General features: G+C 41.3%; 15 protein-coding genes. 13 read left to right on the top strand and 2 right to left on the bottom strand.

Translation table 11 applies throughout. From position 1 onward, the window contains the following. Positions 1-10: 10 nt before the first annotated feature. The 9 genes from atpB to glmU all read left to right on the top strand — a co-directional run bounded on the left by atpB (position 11) and on the right by glmU (position 8,235). Positions 11-853 carry a F0F1 ATP synthase subunit A gene (atpB, locus tag H5201_RS12000; protein ID WP_145241691.1) on the top strand — a complete coding sequence of 281 codons (843 nt, stop codon included), beginning with the start codon at positions 11-13 and terminating at the stop codon, positions 851-853. 68 nt (positions 854-921) lie between these two features. Next, entirely contained in the window at positions 922-1,155 is a 234-nt protein-coding gene (atpE, locus tag H5201_RS12005; protein WP_009838908.1) for a F0F1 ATP synthase subunit C, read from the top strand. Between the two features lie 52 nt (positions 1,156-1,207). Further along, on the top strand, positions 1,208-1,678 hold the full coding sequence (gene atpF / locus H5201_RS12010) for a F0F1 ATP synthase subunit B (RefSeq protein ID WP_145241689.1): 471 nt from the start codon (positions 1,208-1,210) through the stop codon (positions 1,676-1,678). A 15-nt stretch (positions 1,679-1,693) separates the two neighbouring features. Next, a complete protein-coding gene (gene atpH / locus H5201_RS12015; RefSeq protein WP_145241687.1) occupies positions 1,694-2,227 on the top strand; it encodes a F0F1 ATP synthase subunit delta in 534 nt (177 codons plus the stop codon). 14 nt (positions 2,228-2,241) lie between these two features. Then, the gene (atpA, locus tag H5201_RS12020; RefSeq protein WP_145241685.1) at positions 2,242-3,783 is read left to right on the top strand and encodes a F0F1 ATP synthase subunit alpha; all 1,542 of its coding nucleotides are present in this window, start codon (positions 2,242-2,244) and stop codon (positions 3,781-3,783) included. 60 nt (positions 3,784-3,843) lie between these two features. Continuing rightward, complete coding sequence (atpG, locus tag H5201_RS12025; RefSeq protein ID WP_145241683.1) at positions 3,844-4,704, top strand: F0F1 ATP synthase subunit gamma; 861 nt, start codon at positions 3,844-3,846, stop codon at positions 4,702-4,704. A gap of 33 nt (positions 4,705-4,737) precedes the next feature. Further along, positions 4,738-6,123: a F0F1 ATP synthase subunit beta gene (gene atpD / locus H5201_RS12030; protein ID WP_145241681.1), complete on the top strand. Its 1,386-nt coding sequence runs from the start codon at positions 4,738-4,740 to the stop codon at positions 6,121-6,123. Between the two features lie 13 nt (positions 6,124-6,136). Beyond that, a complete protein-coding gene (locus H5201_RS12035) occupies positions 6,137-6,559 on the top strand; it encodes a F0F1 ATP synthase subunit epsilon (RefSeq protein WP_145241679.1) in 423 nt (140 codons plus the stop codon). Positions 6,560-6,876: 317 nt separating this feature from the next. Beyond that, on the top strand, positions 6,877-8,235 hold the full coding sequence (gene glmU / locus H5201_RS12040; protein ID WP_182740438.1) for a bifunctional UDP-N-acetylglucosamine diphosphorylase/glucosamine-1-phosphate N-acetyltransferase GlmU: 1,359 nt from the start codon (positions 6,877-6,879) through the stop codon (positions 8,233-8,235). A 59-nt stretch (positions 8,236-8,294) separates the two neighbouring features. Here the strand turns inward: glmU and H5201_RS12045 are convergent, their stop codons facing one another. After that, positions 8,295-9,038: a siderophore ferric iron reductase gene (locus H5201_RS12045; RefSeq protein WP_182740437.1), complete on the bottom strand. Its 744-nt coding sequence runs from the start codon at positions 9,036-9,038 to the stop codon at positions 8,295-8,297. A gap of 15 nt (positions 9,039-9,053) precedes the next feature. Continuing rightward, complete coding sequence (locus H5201_RS12050) at positions 9,054-11,141, bottom strand: TonB-dependent siderophore receptor (protein ID WP_182740445.1); 2,088 nt, start codon at positions 11,139-11,141, stop codon at positions 9,054-9,056. 129 nt (positions 11,142-11,270) lie between these two features. On the opposite strand from H5201_RS12050, the gene H5201_RS12055 reads away from it, so the two are divergent. Genes H5201_RS12055 through H5201_RS12070 form a run of 4 tightly spaced genes read left to right on the top strand, consistent with a single transcriptional unit; the run spans position 11,271 to position 17,764 of the window. Then, on the top strand, positions 11,271-12,857 hold the full coding sequence (locus H5201_RS12055; protein ID WP_259398814.1) for an aspartate aminotransferase family protein: 1,587 nt from the start codon (positions 11,271-11,273) through the stop codon (positions 12,855-12,857). After that, positions 12,850-14,166, top strand: a complete 1,317-nt coding sequence (locus tag H5201_RS12060; RefSeq protein ID WP_145241673.1) for a lysine N(6)-hydroxylase/L-ornithine N(5)-oxygenase family protein — start codon at positions 12,850-12,852, stop codon at positions 14,164-14,166. The genes H5201_RS12055 and H5201_RS12060 overlap by 8 nt, the downstream gene beginning before the upstream one ends. Continuing rightward, positions 14,163-15,362 carry an MFS transporter gene (locus H5201_RS12065; protein WP_182740436.1) on the top strand — a complete coding sequence of 400 codons (1,200 nt, stop codon included), beginning with the start codon at positions 14,163-14,165 and terminating at the stop codon, positions 15,360-15,362. Before H5201_RS12060 ends, H5201_RS12065 begins: the two co-directional genes overlap by 4 nt. Next, positions 15,362-17,764: a GNAT family N-acetyltransferase gene (locus H5201_RS12070; protein WP_145241669.1), complete on the top strand. Its 2,403-nt coding sequence runs from the start codon at positions 15,362-15,364 to the stop codon at positions 17,762-17,764. Before H5201_RS12065 ends, H5201_RS12070 begins: the two co-directional genes overlap by 1 nt. Positions 17,765-18,167: the final 403 nt, after the last annotated feature.

An 18,167-nucleotide genomic window follows, 5' to 3' on the forward strand; every position in this document is an offset into this window, starting at 1 on the left:
GGGATATAACATGGCTGCAGGTGAAGAGCTAACTCTAACGGGTTACATCAAGCACCACCTAACCAACGGTCAGGTGCGTCTATCCGACGACCCTAACAATTGGTGGATGGTACTTAATGTCGATACCCTCGCATGGTCTATCGGTTTAGGATTGATCTTTCTATGGATCTTCAAGCGCGCTGCGAATAAAGCAACGCTTGGTGTTCCTGGTAAATTTCAGTGCTTTATCGAGATGGTCGTAGAATTCGTTGACTCTAACGTGAAAGATACCTTTCACGGTAAAAGTAAACTAATTGCCCCTCTTGCTCTGACAATTTTTGTCTGGGTATTCTTGATGAACTTAATGGATTTAATACCTGTTGACTTCCTACCAACTGCTGCGGCATTGATTAGTGGTGAGTCTTGGGATGTTATTTCAAGCGGTCAATCGCATACTTATATGAAAGTGGTACCTACAACCGATCTTAACTTAACGTTAGCAATGGGTTTAGGTGTATTCGCACTTATCATCTTTTATTCGATTCGCGTTAAAGGCGTTATGGGTTTTGTTAAAGAACTTACATTACAACCGTTTAACGTTAAGAACCCAGTGGTTCAAGCACTATTTATTCCAGTAAACTTGTTACTAGAGCTAGTAACCTTGTTTGCTAAGCCAATCTCATTGGCACTACGTTTATTTGGTAACTTATACGCAGGTGAATTGATCTTCATTCTGATTGCAGCGATTGGCTTATTCCAATTACCACTGCATTTCGTATGGGCTGTGTTCCACATTCTCGTAATCGTATTGCAAGCATTCATTTTCATGATGCTAACAATTGTATACCTGAGCATGGCGTCAACTGATCATTAATCAGACGTCAGTTCAATAAAGATTTTTTTACTTAAACTTTAAACTTTGAAAATTAATCGGAGAAAACAATGGAAATCGTACTAGGTCTTAAATATATCGCTGTAGCGTTACTTATCGGTTTTGGTGCTTTAGGTACTGCTATCGGTTTTGGTAACTTAGGTGGTAAATTCCTTGAGTCTGCTGCTCGTCAACCTGAGCTTGCACCACAACTACAAGTTAAAATGTTCATCGTAGCGGGTCTTATCGATGCTATCGCGATGATCGGTGTAGGTATTGGTCTATACATGTTGTTCGCACTTTAATATTGAAAAAATACTTTATCCGCGATCAACTATTGACTAAGGAGGAGTGGTTGTGAGTTTAAACCTTACTCTACTCGGCGAATTAATAGCATTTATCGTTTTTGTTTGGTTCTGCATGAAGTTTGTGTGGCCACCACTTAACGGTGCTATTGAAGCTCGCCAGAAAAAAATTGAAGATGGTTTAGCGGCCTCTGATAAAGCTGAAAAAGATCTTGAACTTGCTCGTAAAAAAGCAACTGCAGAACTTAAAGAAGCTAAATCACAAGCTGCTGAAATCATCGAGCAAGCTAAGAAGCGTGCAACGCAAATCGTAGACGAAGAGACATCTCGTGGTCACGACGAGCGCGAAAACATCATTGCTCAAGGTCATTCTGAAATTGAAGCCGAGCGTAACCGTGTTAAAGAAGAACTGCGTAAGCAAGTTGCTACTTTAGCGGTTATCGGCGCACAGAAGATTCTAGAGCGCGAAATCAATGAAGCCGCGCACAGCGACATTGTTGAAAAACTTGTAGCTGAGCTTTAATAGGAGGGTCTGAGCATGTCTGAATTGACTACAATCGCTCGCCCATACGCTAAAGCGGCCTTTGAATTTGCCGTTGAAAAAGGCGTAGTTGAGAGTTGGAATGATATGTTGTTTTTTGCTTCAGAAGTGGCGAAAAATGAACAAGTCGCTCAATTCCTAACTGGAAGCGCCTCTGCTGATAAGCAATCAGAAATTGTTATTTCTGTTTGTGCAGAGCAACTCAACGAATACGGTCAAAACCTTGTAAAGGTTATGGCTGAAAATGGACGTTTGACCGCCCTACCAGCTGTTGCACAATTGTTCTCTGCTTTTAAAGCAGATTACGATAAAGAGATTGATGTTGACATCACCTCTGCAACAACCCTTGCTGCAACGCAGCAAGAAACACTGGTAGCGGCACTTGAAAAACGTTTCGCACGCAAAGTTAAGCTGAATTGTAGTGTTGACGAATCACTTGTTGGTGGCCTTATGATTAAGGCTGGAGACACAGTAATCGACGGCACTGTTCGCGGTAAATTAAACCGTTTAGCCACTACACTACAATCGTAATTGGGAAGAAGAGCATGCAACTTAATTCCACTGAAATTTCTGATCTGATCAAACAACGTATTGAGAAGTTCGAAGTTGTAAGTGAAGCTCGTAACGAAGGTACAATTGTATCTGTTACTGACGGTATCATTCGCATCCACGGTCTTGCTGACTGTATGCAAGGTGAAATGATTGAGCTTCCAGGCAACCGTTATGCTATCGCACTAAACCTTGAGCGTGACTCAATTGGTGCAGTAGTAATGGGTCCATACGCTGACCTTACAGAAGGCGTAAAAGTATACACAACTGGTCGTATCTTAGAAGTTCCTGTTGGTGCTGGTTTACTTGGTCGTGTTGTAAACACACTAGGTGCACCTATCGACGGTAAAGGCGCTTTAGATAACGACGGTTTTGAACCTGTAGAAAAAATTGCACCGGGTGTAATCGAACGTAAATCAGTAGATGAGCCAGTACAAACTGGTTATAAATCTATCGATGCGATGATCCCAGTGGGTCGTGGTCAACGTGAACTTGTGATCGGTGACCGCCAAACAGGTAAAACTGCACTAGCAATCGATGCAATCATCAATCAAAAAGACACAGGCGTTAAGTGTGTGTACGTAGCGATTGGTCAAAAAGCATCTACTATTGCTAACGTAGTACGTAAATTAGAAGAGCACGGTGCACTTGCAAATACTATCGTAGTTGTTGCATCTGCTTCTGAGTCTGCGGCACTTCAGTACTTAGCACCGTTCGCGGGCTGTACTATGGGTGAATACTTCCGTGACCGTGGTGAAAACGCATTAATCGTATATGATGATTTATCTAAGCAAGCAGTTGCTTACCGTCAAATCTCATTGCTACTTAAGCGTCCACCAGGTCGTGAAGCATACCCAGGTGACGTATTCTATCTTCACTCTCGTCTTCTTGAGCGTGCATCGCGTGTAAACGCTGAGTACGTTGAAAAGTTCACCAATGGTGAAGTGAAAGGTAAAACAGGTTCATTGACGGCATTGCCAATCATTGAAACTCAAGGCGGCGACGTTTCTGCGTTCGTACCGACTAACGTTATCTCTATCACCGATGGTCAGATCTTCTTAGAAACTGACTTATTCAACTCAGGTATCCGTCCGGCAGTAAATGCTGGTATCTCGGTATCGCGTGTTGGTGGTGCTGCACAAACTAAAATCGTTAAGAAACTAGGTGGCGGTATTCGTCTAGCCCTAGCTCAGTATCGTGAATTAGCTGCGTTCTCGCAGTTCGCGTCTGACCTTGATGATGCAACTCGTGCTCAACTTGAGCATGGTGAGCGTGTAACAGAGCTAATGAAGCAGAAACAGTACGCGCCAATGTCTGTTGCTGAAATGTCTTTGTCGTTATTTGCAGCAGAGAAAGGTTACCTTCAAGATATCGAAATCGTTAAAATCATGGATTTCGAAGCTGGGTTACTTTCTTATGCAAACAGCACATACGCAGAGCTTATGGCTCAAATCAATGAAACTGGTAACTACAATGCCGAGATCGAAGCGCAGCTTAAAGAACTTCTAGAGAAGTTTAAATCTACGCAAACTTGGTAATTTAGTTATAAATGGTGCGCTTTAGTTCGCTAAAGCACACCTTGATTCGGAGAAAGAGTCATGGCCAGCGGAAAAGAGATTAAAAGCAAGATCGGTAGTATTAAAAATACTCAAAAGATCACTAGCGCTATGGAAATGGTTGCTGCGTCTAAAATGAAAAAGGCACAGGAACGAGTGGCTTCAAGCCGTCCGTACGCTGAAAATTTACGCAAAGTGATCGGTCATGTTGCTAATGCTAACCTTGAATATCGCCATCCATATATGGAAGAGCGTGAGGTCAAGCGCGTTGGTTATATCGTCATTTCTACCGACCGTGGTTTATGTGGTGGCTTGAACTCTAATGAGTTTAAGAAAGTATCTTTAGATATCAAAGCGTGGAAAGAAAAAGGTGTTTCTGCAGATTTCGCAGTTATGGGCTCAAAAGCCGGCACTTTCTTTAACCGTTTTGGTGGAACAGTACTTGCCAAAAAATCAGGGTTAGGCGATGCGCCTTCTATTACCGACGTAATTGGTCCGGTAAAAGTAATGCTAGAAGCATTCAATGAAGGCAAATTAGACCGCTTGTATGTGGTTTACAACAAGTTTGTAAATACCATGAAGCAAGAGCCAACAATCGATCAGTTGTTGCCTTTGCCAAAAGACGAAAGCAAAGAACTTGCACACCGTTGGGATTACATTTACGAACCAGATCCAAAAGCAATTTTGGATACATTAATGGTTCGTTTTGTGGAATCTCAAGTATACCAAGGTGTAGTTGAAAATGCTGCCTCTGAACAGGCCGCCCGTATGGTTGCAATGAAAGCTGCAACTGATAACGCTGGCGACCTTATGGATGAGTTACAGCTTGTTTATAACAAGGCTCGCCAAGCGGCAATCACACAAGAAATTAGTGAGATTTGTTCTGGTTCAGCAGCAGTTTAATGCTTCGGGCAAAGATTAACGAGAGGAATAGACATGAGTTTAGGTAAGGTCGTCCAAATTATCGGCGCCGTTGTGGATATTGAATTTTCACAAGACAGCGTGCCAGCCGTATATGACGCGTTAAAAATAACAGATGGCGATTTAGCTGGTTTGACTCTAGAAGTTCAACAACAGCTAGGTGGCGGTGTGGTACGTACTATCGCACTAGGTACTACTGACGGTTTACGCCGTGGTGCATTAGTATCAAACACAGGTGAAGCGATTCAAGTTCCAGTTGGTAAAGCAACGCTTGGTCGTATCATGAACGTACTTGGTGAGCCAATCGATGAAGCTGGTCCAATCGGCGAAGAAGACCGTATGTCTATTCACCGTGCAGCGCCTTCATACGAAGAGCAATCAAGTTCAGTAGAACTTTTAGAAACTGGTATCAAGGTAATCGACCTTGTATGTCCATTCGCTAAAGGTGGTAAAGTTGGTTTATTCGGTGGTGCCGGTGTTGGTAAAACCGTAAACATGATGGAACTTATTCGTAACATCGCAATCGAGCACAGCGGCTACTCAGTATTCGCCGGTGTTGGTGAGCGTACTCGTGAGGGTAACGATTTCTACCATGAAATGAACGATTCAAACGTACTTGATAAAGTATCGCTTGTATACGGTCAGATGAATGAGCCTCCAGGTAACCGTTTACGCGTAGCGTTAACAGGTCTTACTATGGCTGAAAAGTTCCGTGACGAAGGTCGCGACGTACTTTTCTTCGTAGATAACATCTACCGTTACACACTTGCTGGTACTGAAGTATCTGCACTTCTTGGTCGTATGCCATCAGCGGTAGGTTACCAGCCTACACTTGCTGAAGAAATGGGTGTACTGCAAGAGCGTATCGCATCTACTAAGACGGGTTCAATCACTTCAATCCAAGCGGTATACGTACCTGCGGATGATTTAACGGATCCATCTCCAGCAACAACGTTTGCTCACTTAGATGCAACAGTAGTACTTTCGCGTGATATCGCGTCACTTGGTATCTACCCAGCGGTAGACCCACTTGATTCATCATCACGTCAACTTGATCCATTAGTAATTGGTCAAGAGCACTACGATACAGCACGTGGCGTTCAGACAGTTCTTCAGCGTTATAAAGAACTTAAAGACATCATTGCAATCCTAGGTATGGACGAGCTTTCTGACGAAGATAAGCAACTTGTATCTCGTGCACGTAAAATCCAACGTTTCCTATCTCAGCCATTCTTCGTGGCAGAGGTTTTCACAGGATCACCGGGTAAATACGTGTCACTTAAAGACACAATTGCTGGCTTCAAAGGCATCTTAAACGGTGAATTTGATGATATGCCAGAGCAAGCGTTCTACATGGTTGGCTCTATCGAAGAAGCTCAAGAAAAAGCCAAAAACATGTAATTAGGAGGGTAGTATGGCAGCTATGACTGTACATCTTGACGTAGTAAGCGCAGAGCGGAAGTTATTCTCTGGTCTGGTTGAATCGATTCAAGTAAGCGGTAGTGAAGGTGAACTAGGTGTAAACCCAGGACATGCGCCACTATTGACTGCCCTTAAACCTGGTATGGTACGTTTAGTAAAGCAATTTGGTCACGAAGAAGTAATGTATGTTGCTGGTGGTACTCTAGAAGTGCAACCGAACATAGTGACTATTTTGGCTGATGTAGCGGTTCGTGGTGAAGACCTTGACGAACAAGCAACAGAAGCAGCTAAACGTGAAGCTGAAGCGCAAATGGCGAATTCTTCAGCCGCTGAATTAGATTATCAACAAGCAGCAGTACAACTTGCAGAAGCAATTGCACAGCTACGCGTTATTCAGCAATTACGTAAAAAGTAAGCCTATCTGGTTTTCAAAAAGCCCACTTTATGTGGGCTTTTTTGTGCTTGAAATATACTGCATTGTTATTTTATTAGAACGCTATCATTTTTCTAAACTCTACTTTTACAGCTCTTTATCATTATTTTTACTTATATCCTTCATCGATCCCCGTTACAATATAACTAATACAAAGCAAGTTGTGATTTCAGCTTAGATTCAGTGGCTACTGCTAGATTGCCATTGAGTAAGTGCACATGATGTGACTTACGTAATCTTTTTGAATTTACACGCGCTTATTCATTTCAATAAAACAAAGAAAGAAGGAAATTGTTTTAATGTCACTTACTACTGTAATTCTTGCTGCGGGTAAAGGTACTCGTATGCGTTCTGCTCTACCTAAGGTGCTGCACAAAGTTGCCGGTAAACCTATGGTGCAACACGTTATCGATAATGCTAAAGCACTCGGTGCGACATCTACTAACTTAGTTTTTGGTCATGGCGGTGAATTATTACAACAACAACTTGCTGACAACGATGTAAACTGGGTACTTCAAGCTGAGCAGCTTGGTACTGGCCATGCGGTGGCACAAGCAAACCCACATATTAATGATGAAGACACTGTATTGGTTTTATACGGTGACGTACCATTAACAAAGCAATCAACCCTTGAGCGTTTACTCGCTGCCACACCTGAAAACGGCTTAGCCGTGCTTACTGTAAATTTAGCTAACCCTAATGGTTATGGCCGCATGTTACGTGTTGATGGCAAGCTAGTAGGGATTGTTGAACAAAAAGATGCAAGCGCAGAGCAATTACTTATTAACGAAGTAAACACTGGCATCATGGCTGTAAATGGTAAATTACTCAAAAGCTGGTTAGGCAACTTATCTAACGAAAACGCGCAAGGTGAATACTACCTCACAGATATAGTCGCCATGGCGCACAGTGAAGGTGTAGAGATAAGCTCAGCACAACCAGATCATCCAATGGAAGTTGAAGGTGCAAATAACCGCGTACAACTTGCAGGTCTTGAGCGTGCTTATCAAGCATGGCAAGCCGAACAGTTAATGCTTAATGGTGCAACGCTTGCCGATCCTGCTCGCATTGATGTACGCGGCGAAGTGACAACGGGTGAAGATGTACTAATTGATGTAAACGTTATTTTTGAAGGTAAAGTTACTCTTGGTAATAACGTTGAAATTGGCCCTAACTGCGTACTTAAAAATTGTACGATTGGCGATAACGTGATTATTAAAGCTAATACCTTAATTGATGATGCAAGCGTAGCCGACAAGTGTACTTTAGGTCCTTATGCTCGCCTGCGGCCAGGTGCCATTATGGAAGAAGACTCGCATATTGGTAACTTTGTTGAGATGAAAAAAACCCGTTTAGGCAAAGGCTCTAAAGCAAACCATCTTTCTTACTTAGGCGATGCTGAAATTGGCGAAAAAGTAAATATTGGTGCCGGTACTATTACCTGTAACTACGATGGCGTAAATAAAGCCAAAACCATTATTGGTGATAATGCCTTTATTGGCTCTAACTCATCGCTTGTTGCACCGGTAAACATTGGCGCAACAGCAACAGTTGGTGCAGGTTCTGTGATCACCAGCACGGTTGAAAATGAACAGCTAGCAATCGCGCGTTCAAAACAGCGCAACTTAACCGGTTGGAAACGCCCAGTTAAAAAGTAAGTGCAGTAGTGTTTACCTTAGCTAGAAAAGCGAGTTTATACTCGCTTTTTGCTTTTTATTTAGCTGTAACATACTGCTATTAACTCCTGTTGCATCCGTTGAACTTTAATTTGCTGAGGTTGTTTTGGGCAATTAGCGCACTTTGCAACATTACCTATTTGGTAATGCAAACAACATGTTTTTCGCGTTAATGCTAATGAGTCTGAGCAAGCTGTAAGCATAATAAACTCCCCTGCCTCTGAGATATCGAGAGCATGCAACCAGTGCGCTGCCATTACTTGAATATTAAACTGCGGCTTTCGCTTTGCATGAAGTAGTAGTATTGCTAATAGCGTGTCAGCTAATAAGGACATCGCCAAACGCTCATTAAGCCTTGCAACGAGGTTTAAATCTGTGAGTAACTTAACAACATAGCGTTTCAAATGGGCAGCCATATCCGTTACTGCCTGTTGCTGGTTTTGATGGTACTGCGCTTTTATAGTGGATAGTTGCAGCCCTGCAATAACACCTTGCTGATAGTGTTGCTTAAAGTTTTGCAAAGAAAAACTCATATTAAGTTCATGAACGCTGATAAGCGCTAAATAGACAGGTTGCCAATACAGCATTCCCCAGCTTTTGATTGCCCAATAACTGCGCCCAGCAGCGGGGTATTGCTGCTGCCAATACTGGTGTAACCTTGCAACCAGCAATGAACTGGATTGTATATCGAGCCAATCTGTTGATTTTTCTGGTACATTTAAAGCTCTGTGGTAGCCCTTAGCAAGCTTTAACAGCTTACTAAGGGCGAGTTGTTCAGCGTTCATAACGAGTTTAAATACTTAAAATGAGGCGTTTAAACTAAGCTCAACACTGCGCTCAGCGCCCATCCAACAGCCATTTATATCAAAACAAGCACCCACATAACGTTTGTCTGTTAAGTTACTCACGGCTAAACCGATTTTATAGCTGTCGTTAAAACGATAGCTAGCGGCAGCATCAAGCAAGGTATAACCCGGTACTGTATCGGAATTTAAGGCATCTAACTGACTTTCACCGACATAACGTACACCGCCATTAAATTCCAATGCATCGTTAAAGAAGTAATTTAACCACATTGAGGCTTGTTGCTCTGCTACCCAAATTGGTGTTTTACCTTCCAATGCCGGGTTTTGTGGATTATCTATTACCTCAACATCCATATCTGTTAGATTTACAGTAACATCAAGAGTGTCAGTGAGTTGCTGATAAACACTGATCTCAAAACCCTTCGATTGTACTTCACCATTTTGTGTGTATTTCATAAAGTCTGGAGTGTTAACCACCACATCTTGTTTGCGCAAATCAAAAAAGGCCGCGGTTACTTTAGTTGTTGCATCATTGTTGTGATATTTCATCCCGACTTCAATTTGCTCTGCGGTCGTTGGTTTAAATGCTTTGCCAGTTAAGGTATCTACCCCCGAAGTGGGCTCGAATGATTCTGAGTAACTGGCATAAGGAGCAATGTTATTATCAAAGGTATAAATTGCTGCAATACGAAAAGTGGTATCGCTTTGATCGATTTCTTGACTACTAGATATACCGCTTTTCGTATCATCTGTAACACTGTAGTAATTATCATAACGAAGGCCAGCAATCACTGTCAGCGCATCGAGCTTTATCTCATCTTGAAGATAAAAACCGCGTTGAGATTGCTCTAAACGGCTAAATTGACGATAGCTATCTAAAGCGGCTGTAGTAGCTGCATTAAACTGGCTGTGATCTGGATTTGATAAATCAAGTGTTGGCGTATTTGCACCAAAAGTGTCGGCATAGTCAAATGTAGAATCAAGGGTTTGATATTCAAAGCCAAATAATAGCTGATGATTAGTATTCGCTAAACCAAATTGCACAGCGAGTTGGTTATCAATCACGAAGCCTTCAGCGTCTTCAATGGTTTTATAGGCAGTACGAGTTAAAATTTTATCTGCATCCGCTAAGCCGAAGTCATAGCTATTTTGTTGCGTGGCATCGGCATTGGTATAACGAAAGTTTTGTAAAAACGAAATTGAATCTGAAAATTCATGATTTAATTTATACCCGATCATAGTGACTTCACGAGCAAACTCAGCCCAGTTTTCATCGCCAGCATACGCATCAGCATCTAACTTACCGTAACTGGCTTCGTAAAGTGTGCCTTTCGCGGGTAATGGCGTTGATGGCACCATTTTAGGATCGTCTTGATAATATAAGTTAAGGTTTAAGCTTGTTTGCTCACTTATCTCAAAAGTTACTGAGGGCGCAATGGTGATTCTTTCTTCTTCGGTTGTTTGCTGTTGGCCGTCGCGGCTACGGGCAATTGCAATAAAGCGATAATTAACGCCGTCGGTAATAGCGCCTGTGCTATCTAAAGCTAATTCAGCCAAGCTATTGCTACCAATTCGGGCTCTAATATTGTGCTCAGAGGATGCTTGTGGCGTTTTTGCTGTTTGGTTAACCATGCCACCTGGAGGTGCCGATCCGTATAAAACCGATGCTGGGCCTTTTAAAATTTCGACACTTTGTGTTGCATACGCATCTACTTGTGGAGCTAAGTTATAAGCTAGGTTGTATTGCAGCGGTAAACCATCGTAAAAATTACGGTAACTTTCAAAACCACGAATCGTATATTGGTCAAAAATCGTTACTGTACTGCGATTTTCAGGTGTGATCCCAGAAACATAGCGCAATGCTTCATTAACGGTATCTACTTGGCGTAACTCTAGTAATTTATTGTCGTAAACCTCAAAACTCATAGGCGATTCAATCGGCGTCAAACTCGATTTGGTCCCTGTTGAACGATAACTTTTTCCATATACTTCAATACTTTCTATGTCGTCTGCGGCTGGCTTTTCTGCAGCAAACCCATAGTTACTCATTAAACATAATGATATTGCAGATAGTCCAAACATTGATTTTTTTAACACAATCACTCCTTAAATTTTACTAGAATTAAACCATTGACACTTTATTGGAAACGCGATTAGTATACATTCTCATTTAGATTTATCAATTGTTTTCAATTAAAGGTGATCGTGCTCATGGTTCAGTTAAATGTGTTACTGGCGGATTCACAGCAGCAAGCTTCAACTAATGAAGCAAGTTCAATGCTTAATTCAATGTTTAATAAGGAAAATATAGATAATTTTAAAATAGGTCTTGAGCAGGTTATGCAATTGTTGGAGCAAACAATCGCAACACAACAAAAACCATTTAGCGGTATATTACCGCAGGAGCTAGCTAAAAAATTTATTGGTATTGACCTTAATCAACCGCTGTTTGATATACCGGACGCACTAGAAGAAGTTGCTCAGCTTTATCTTAAAGATGCTGTTTATTTTAATAATCCACGCTATCTCGCGCATTTAAATTGTCCGATTGTTTATCAAAGTATCCTTGCTGAATTGCTCGCTACTTCGATTAATACTGCTGTAGAGACCTGGGATCAAAGTGGTGGTGCCACTTTTATTGAACAAAGTATCGTAGATTGGACACTCTCAAAACTAGCGCTTGGTGAGCTAGCTGATGGCGTATTTACCAGTGGTGGTACGCAATCTAATTTGATGGCGATGTTGTTAGCTCGTGATTTTCAGTGCCAGTTATATGCAGGGCATACTAATAAACAGCAAGGTTTACCACACGACTTTAAACGACTAAAAATTTTCACCTCAAAAGTTAGCCATTTTAGTATTCAAAAAGCCGCCGCAATTTTAGGACTTGGTTACGATGCTGTTGTAAGCGTTCCGTGTGATGAATATTTTAGAATGGATATGACCGCTTTAAATCAGGCAATCGAAGACTGTCAGCAACAAGGCGATATCGTTATGGCCATCGTTGCAACAGCTGGAACAACTGATTTTGGTAGTATCGATCCATTAACGCAGATAGCTGAAATAGCTAAGCGCTGTGGTGCGTGGCTTCATGTTGATGCTGCTTATGGCGGGGGCTTATTAATAACGCCCAATAATAAACACAAGTTAGCGGGTATTGAATGCGCAGATTCGGTCACTATTGATTACCATAAGTCATTTTTTCAGCCTGTTAGCTGCAGTGCTTTTTTTGTAAAAGATAAGCAACATCTATCAGTTGTTACTTATCATGCCGAATATTTAAACCCATTAAGTCAGCAACAAGCGGGAACGCCAGATCTATGCAATAAGAGCATTCAAACCACACGACGTTTTGATGCGTTAAAGTTGTGGTTTTCACTGCGTACGGTAGGAGCTCAAAACTTAGGTGTAGCATTTGAACAAGTGATGCATTTAGCACGACAAGGTTATTTGTTATTAGCCTCTGAAGCAGATATTGAAATTATTCATCAGCCGCAGTTAAGTACACTGGTATTTCGTTTTGTTGGCGATAGCGGTGCTACAGATAGTGAATTGGACGCCGTAAATAAATATATTCGTAAACAGTTATCTCGCCAAGGTGAGGCGTTGATCGCGGCAACTAAGGTAGCAGATAAACAATATTTAAAGTTCACCTTACTGAACTGTGCCACCACTATCAATGATATCCAGCAAGTTGTAAGGCTTATAAAGCAATATGGTTATCAATACTTAGCAAGTGATTTAGCGAACGAACATGCTCCTTTAAGTCTTGCACTGGAGGAAGTTAGCTATGGATAAGTCCATTTATGATGTTATTGGTATTGGTTTAGGGCCATTTAATTTAAGTCTGGCATGTTTAACTGCGCCACTTGAAGGAGTCAGCAGCCTCTTTTTAGATAAAAAAGCTGAGTTTAATTGGCATCCAGGCATGATGCTTCCTGAGGTAAGTTTACAAACCCCCTTTATGTCTGACTTGGTAACGCTTGCTGACCCTACTAGCCCTTATAGCTTTTTAAACTATATAAAGCAGCAAGGTCGACTGTATTCTTTTTATATTAGAGAAAACTTTTTCTTACTTCGCCAAGAATATAATCAGTATTGCCAGTGGGCAACAAAGCAGCTGCCTAATATACGTTTTAATTCAGAGGTTCAGCATGTTGAGTACAGCCAAGACGAAGATATTTATATAGTACAAACAGCAGAACAAGTGTATCTAGCTAAACATTTAGTGTTAGGCACCGGGCCGGTGCCACGTCATCCTCAATGTGCTCAAGCATTTAAGTTGCAAGAGGGGGTTATTCATTCTAGCAACTACTTAGCCAATAAAAGTCAATTACAGCAAAAACAGTCGATCAGCATTATTGGTAGCGGGCAAAGTGCCGCTGAGATTTTTTATGATTTATTACAAGAGATTGATCAGCATGATTATCAACTAAATTGGCTTACTCGTTCTTCACGGTTTTATCCGCTCGAATACACTAAATTAACGTTAGAAATGACCTCACCAGAATACGTTGATTATTTTTATCAATTACCAGAACAAAAACGCCAGCAGTTAAATCGTCGTCAGCATAATCTCTATAAAGGTATTAATAGCGAATTGATCAACAATATTTTTGATTTGCTTTATAGCAAACGGCTAACAGCTAAATTGCCAGTAAGCTTGCACACAAACTCGGCATTGATTGATATGACCTACCTGAGCCACCAGCAGGGTTTTGAACTTAGCTTAGAGCAAACTGAACAGCAGCAAGGTTATTCACTAAACACCCAAAGCGTTATTTTTGCAACGGGTTATCAGTCTTACCAACCGAGCTTTTTAGCTGGGATCAGTCATTGCATTGATAGTGACGACGCGGGGCTTTATCAAGTTGCTCGTAATTACTCAATAGACAAGCAGCATCAACGTATTTTTGTACAAAATACAGAGCAACACACCCATGGTTTTGTGACTCCTGATTTAGGCATGGCATGTTATCGCAACTCTTGTATTATTCGTGCGATCACCGGACATGAATATTATCCAATAGAACGTAAAATAGCTTTTCAGGAGTTTGCTGCGCCCAATTATGAGTTAAGCGACGAAGTAGAGCAGTTTCGCGCATGAGTAAGCAGTTTAAAGTTTTGTTGATCGCGGTAACGGTATTTGCAGTGCTCAGTGATTCAATGTTATTGCCGTTTTATCCTACTTTCTTTAGTGCGGTATTTAATATAAGTGACCCTGCCTATGTTGGCACTTACATTGCTGCCAGCTGCTTTGTTGTCATGGTATGTTTTCCTATTTGGGCCTTCATTAGTAAATACATTAATGTGCTACCTTTATTGGTTTATAGCCAAATTGCTGCGGGTGTATTTAGTGTCAGTAGCTTTTTTGCTAGCGACTTAAATTGGTTTTGGTTTTCCTCCATGGCTATGTTTGCTTTTAAAGCCAGCTATTTACTGGTTTATCCATACTTAATGAGCTTGGAAGCGAAAAAAAATCACGTTGCGACGATTGCAATGCTTAGTGTTGTGGTGCACTTTGGCGCCATACTTGGCGCACTTGCTGGTGGCTTTGTGTTATCGGCTCTTCCTGGCAAAGCCGCATTTTTAATAATGGCTCTAAGCGATTTTACTCAGGTTTTTGTGTGCGCCTATCTCATAAGATTAGCAGCGCCTAGTAAAAATCAGTCGCCTCCAGTAGCAAAAACATCAATCACTTCATCAAGTCGTTGGCCTGTATATCAACTTGGCATTGTTATGTTGTGCTTTTACTTTAGTGCTTTTTTGATCCGGCCTTTTTTTGCGGCATATTGGCAAAGTATTAGCGACACCTCCAGTATCGTCCTAGCGAGTGTTGTGTTTTCTATCCCTGCTTTTATGGCATTGCTTGCGCTGTGCTTTAATCATTGGCGGCAGCACACAAATCGCAACCCCATCAACTTATTAGTTGTCTTTATGTTGATCATTACAGGCGTTGCATTACAAGCCAGCCCTCTTTACTTAGTAGTGATCGCAGGACGCTGCCTGTTCGGTCTATCGCTATTCATTATTATTGTGCGTCTTGATCTGCTGCTTTACCAAGTGAGTACGCCAGACAAGTACGCTGAAGATTTTAGTAAAGTCAGTTTTTGCCAAAGCTTAGGTGTACTTTTAGCTTCTTACTGCGCGGGTTTGCTGGTTAAAAGCTCTGGTTTAGTAATACCTTTTTGGGTCGCCGCTGGTGGGCTCGCTATATCTGCTTGTTGTTTATGGCTACTGAGCAAGCAAAGTCGACGCCATACTCCTTGCGCCAATCTGGCATCGACCACGAGGGCTCAATAATGTCCATTACAGCAGCTGTTTTTTGTCAGCAGTTTACTAATATCGCAGAGCTTAGCTTAAGGCCATTTAGCCTTGCACAAGATCTCGCGTTAATTCACCAGTGGGTTACTCAGCCTCATGCGCAGTTTTGGGGCATGCAGGAATTTACCATTGAGCAGTTACAGCAAGAATATCTAAGCCTGTTAGCACATAGTGATATTTATATCGGCTACGCAAACAATAGCGCGTGTTTTTTAGTTGAGTTATATGACCCTCTATTAGATGAAATAGGTAATCATTACCCCGTCAAAGCAGGTGATATTGGCATGCACATTCTGATTGCCCAAAGCAATAACAAGGTGCATGGCTTTACTTGGTCGGTGTTTCAACTGGTGATGAATTTCATTTTTGCTAATGACAAAAATCAGCGCGTTATTGTTGAACCCGATATTCGCAATAACAAAATTCATTGTTTGAATACTAAAGCCGGCTTTCGTTATCAATCTGCGGTTAGGTTAACTCATAAAACCGCACATCTCGCATTTTGCACGCGTGATAACTTTTATCACGCATTAAATAAGGATAATACTATGAAGCACATTCCCCTGAGCCCAGAGCAAGCCGTCAGTCATTTAACGCCACAGCTATGGCGGCATGTAAATAGGTTACATGTTCGCAAAGCTTTGAGTGAGTTTGCTCATGAGCGGCTGATAAAACCGCAATTGACCAATGAAGATGCAGATTGGCAATATTTTGAGCTCAGTACAGACAAAGAAAGCATTGTTTATCGCTTTAAAGCCAAGCTGGGGTATTTGAATCACTGGCATATAGCAGCAGACTCAATTGAAAAACAAATAGATAACCAAGTAGCCGAGCTCGATTCAATCGCCTTTATTTGTGAGTTACAACATAGTTTAGGTATCAGCCAAGCTATGCTGCCTACTTATTTAGAAGAAATAGCCAGTACTTTATATGGCAGTGCTTATAAGCATCAGCTGCCAGCATTGACTGCCGAGCAACTCACCACTGCGGATTTTCAACAGGTAGAGAGTGCGATGACGGAAGGTCATCCTTGCTTTATAGCAAACAATGGTCGAATAGGGTTTGATACCAATGATTATCGCCAATACGCACCAGAGACTGGCGCGCACTTACAGTTGGTTTGGCTAGGTGCGCATAAAGATAGAGTGGTGTTTTCGACCACCGATGATTTAGATTATCAAACACTCATAACGCAAGAGCTATCGACGCACACCATAGAGTCATTTAAGCAAAAGCTATTAGCGCGTGGAGTAAATAGTGACGATTACTTTTTTTTCCCCGTTCATCCTTGGCAGTGGTTTAATAAACTCGCGTCGTTATTCTCTAACGATATTGCTGATCAGCATTTGGTTTGCTTAGGATACAGTGAAGATGAATATCAGCCGCAGCAGTCTATTCGTACTTTTTTCAATAAAACACATCCGCATAAACGCTATGTAAAGACCGCACTGTCAATTTTGAATATGGGATTCATGCGTGGTTTATCGCCTTATTATATGAGTGCAACTCCCGCAATTAACGATTGGGTAGCACAAGTAGTATCACAGGATCCGTACTTAGCTGGATCCGGTTTTACAATTCTGCGTGAGGTTGCAGCAATTGGTTATTATAATCACGCTCTAGAAGCCGCAACCGATCAATACAGTCCATATCGAAAAATGCTTTCTGCACTTTGGCGTGAAAGCCCAATGCCAAAGATAAAGAGTAATCAGCGCTTAATGACCATGGCGTCGCTGCTGCATATAGATAATCAAGGACAAGCGTTATTACCTGCTTTGATAAAATCAGCCAAGATAGGTACTCATATATGGATTGCTAAATATCTAAAAGCATACTTAGATCCACTCCTTCATTGTTTCTACTCCCATGACTTAGTCTTTATGCCTCATGGTGAAAACTTGATCCTGTTACTTGAGAACAACATTCCAGCCAAAGCAATAATGAAAGATATTGCCGAGGAGATAGCTATTCTTAATAAAGATTTAGTACTGGCGGATAATATTCAACGCTTAACTGTGGATGTGCCCGATGAATTAAAAGTGTTGTCAATTTTTACAGATGTGTTTGATTGTTTCTTTAGGTTCGTGGCTGATATCCTTGATCAGCAAAACGACTATTCAGAACGAGACTTTTGGCAACAAGTTGCAGAGTGTGTAATTAGCTATCAACAATCACACCCAGAACTAAAAGATAAGTTTATCAAGTATGATCTATTTAGTGCTGATTTTACCTTGTCGTGTTTAAACCGATTACAGTTAAGTAATAATCAGCAAATGATAGATTTGGCAGATCCGGCAAAAAATCTTAAATTTGAAGGAAAATTAATCAATCCGATAGCCGCATTTAATCCAATTAAAAAAGATAACAGTGCAACAGTTTAATAATTGCTATTTAGCTATGAGATGGATCAGGTCTGTATGCGCAGCTTGGTTGCTCTCATAGCTGAAAATTTAAGCGAAAATAACGCTGCAACGCCTTGTTTGTATGCCTTTTGAGCAAATAGTTAATTAATTTAATAAAACTGAAATAAAGCGTTGACGGCCTCAAGAATATCCCTATAATGCGCATCCACTGACCCGGCAGGCAGCAATGAAAAGCGCTGAACAAACGGTAAGTAAGTCGAGTAAAACTTAGCTTTGAAATCTTTTAAAAGAAACTAAAAATTAAGTGTTGACAAAAAAATAGGAAAGCGTAATATGCGCAGCCCTAGCGAGATAAAGTTTAACTTTAACCGCAACGTTCTTTAACAATATAAAGCAATCATCTGTGTGGGCACTCGTACAG

This window comes from Pseudoalteromonas sp. SG43-6, assembly GCF_014164365.1.
GTDB classification, from domain to species: Bacteria; Pseudomonadota; Gammaproteobacteria; order Enterobacterales; family Alteromonadaceae; genus Pseudoalteromonas; species Pseudoalteromonas rhizosphaerae.

What these genes read in the sequence shown, in the direction of transcription:
- atpB (WP_145241691.1), top strand. Translation starts at nt 11, where the DNA reads ATGGCTGCAGGTGAAGAGCTAACTCTAACGGGTTACATCAAGCACCAC.
- atpE (WP_009838908.1), top strand. Translation starts at nt 922, where the DNA reads ATGGAAATCGTACTAGGTCTTAAATATATCGCTGTAGCGTTACTTATC.
- atpH (WP_145241687.1), top strand. Translation starts at nt 1,694, where the DNA reads ATGTCTGAATTGACTACAATCGCTCGCCCATACGCTAAAGCGGCCTTT.
- atpA (WP_145241685.1), top strand. Translation starts at nt 2,242, where the DNA reads ATGCAACTTAATTCCACTGAAATTTCTGATCTGATCAAACAACGTATT.
- atpG (WP_145241683.1), top strand. Translation starts at nt 3,844, where the DNA reads ATGGCCAGCGGAAAAGAGATTAAAAGCAAGATCGGTAGTATTAAAAAT.
- atpD (WP_145241681.1), top strand. Translation starts at nt 4,738, where the DNA reads ATGAGTTTAGGTAAGGTCGTCCAAATTATCGGCGCCGTTGTGGATATT.
- H5201_RS12035 (WP_145241679.1), top strand. Translation starts at nt 6,137, where the DNA reads ATGGCAGCTATGACTGTACATCTTGACGTAGTAAGCGCAGAGCGGAAG.
- glmU (WP_182740438.1), top strand. Translation starts at nt 6,877, where the DNA reads ATGTCACTTACTACTGTAATTCTTGCTGCGGGTAAAGGTACTCGTATG.
- H5201_RS12045 (WP_182740437.1), bottom strand. Translation starts at nt 9,038, where the DNA reads ATGAACGCTGAACAACTCGCCCTTAGTAAGCTGTTAAAGCTTGCTAAG.
- H5201_RS12050 (WP_182740445.1), bottom strand. Translation starts at nt 11,141, where the DNA reads ATGTTTGGACTATCTGCAATATCATTATGTTTAATGAGTAACTATGGG.
- H5201_RS12055 (WP_259398814.1), top strand. Translation starts at nt 11,271, where the DNA reads ATGGTTCAGTTAAATGTGTTACTGGCGGATTCACAGCAGCAAGCTTCA.
- H5201_RS12060 (WP_145241673.1), top strand. Translation starts at nt 12,850, where the DNA reads ATGGATAAGTCCATTTATGATGTTATTGGTATTGGTTTAGGGCCATTT.
- H5201_RS12065 (WP_182740436.1), top strand. Translation starts at nt 14,163, where the DNA reads ATGAGTAAGCAGTTTAAAGTTTTGTTGATCGCGGTAACGGTATTTGCA.
- H5201_RS12070 (WP_145241669.1), top strand. Translation starts at nt 15,362, where the DNA reads ATGTCCATTACAGCAGCTGTTTTTTGTCAGCAGTTTACTAATATCGCA.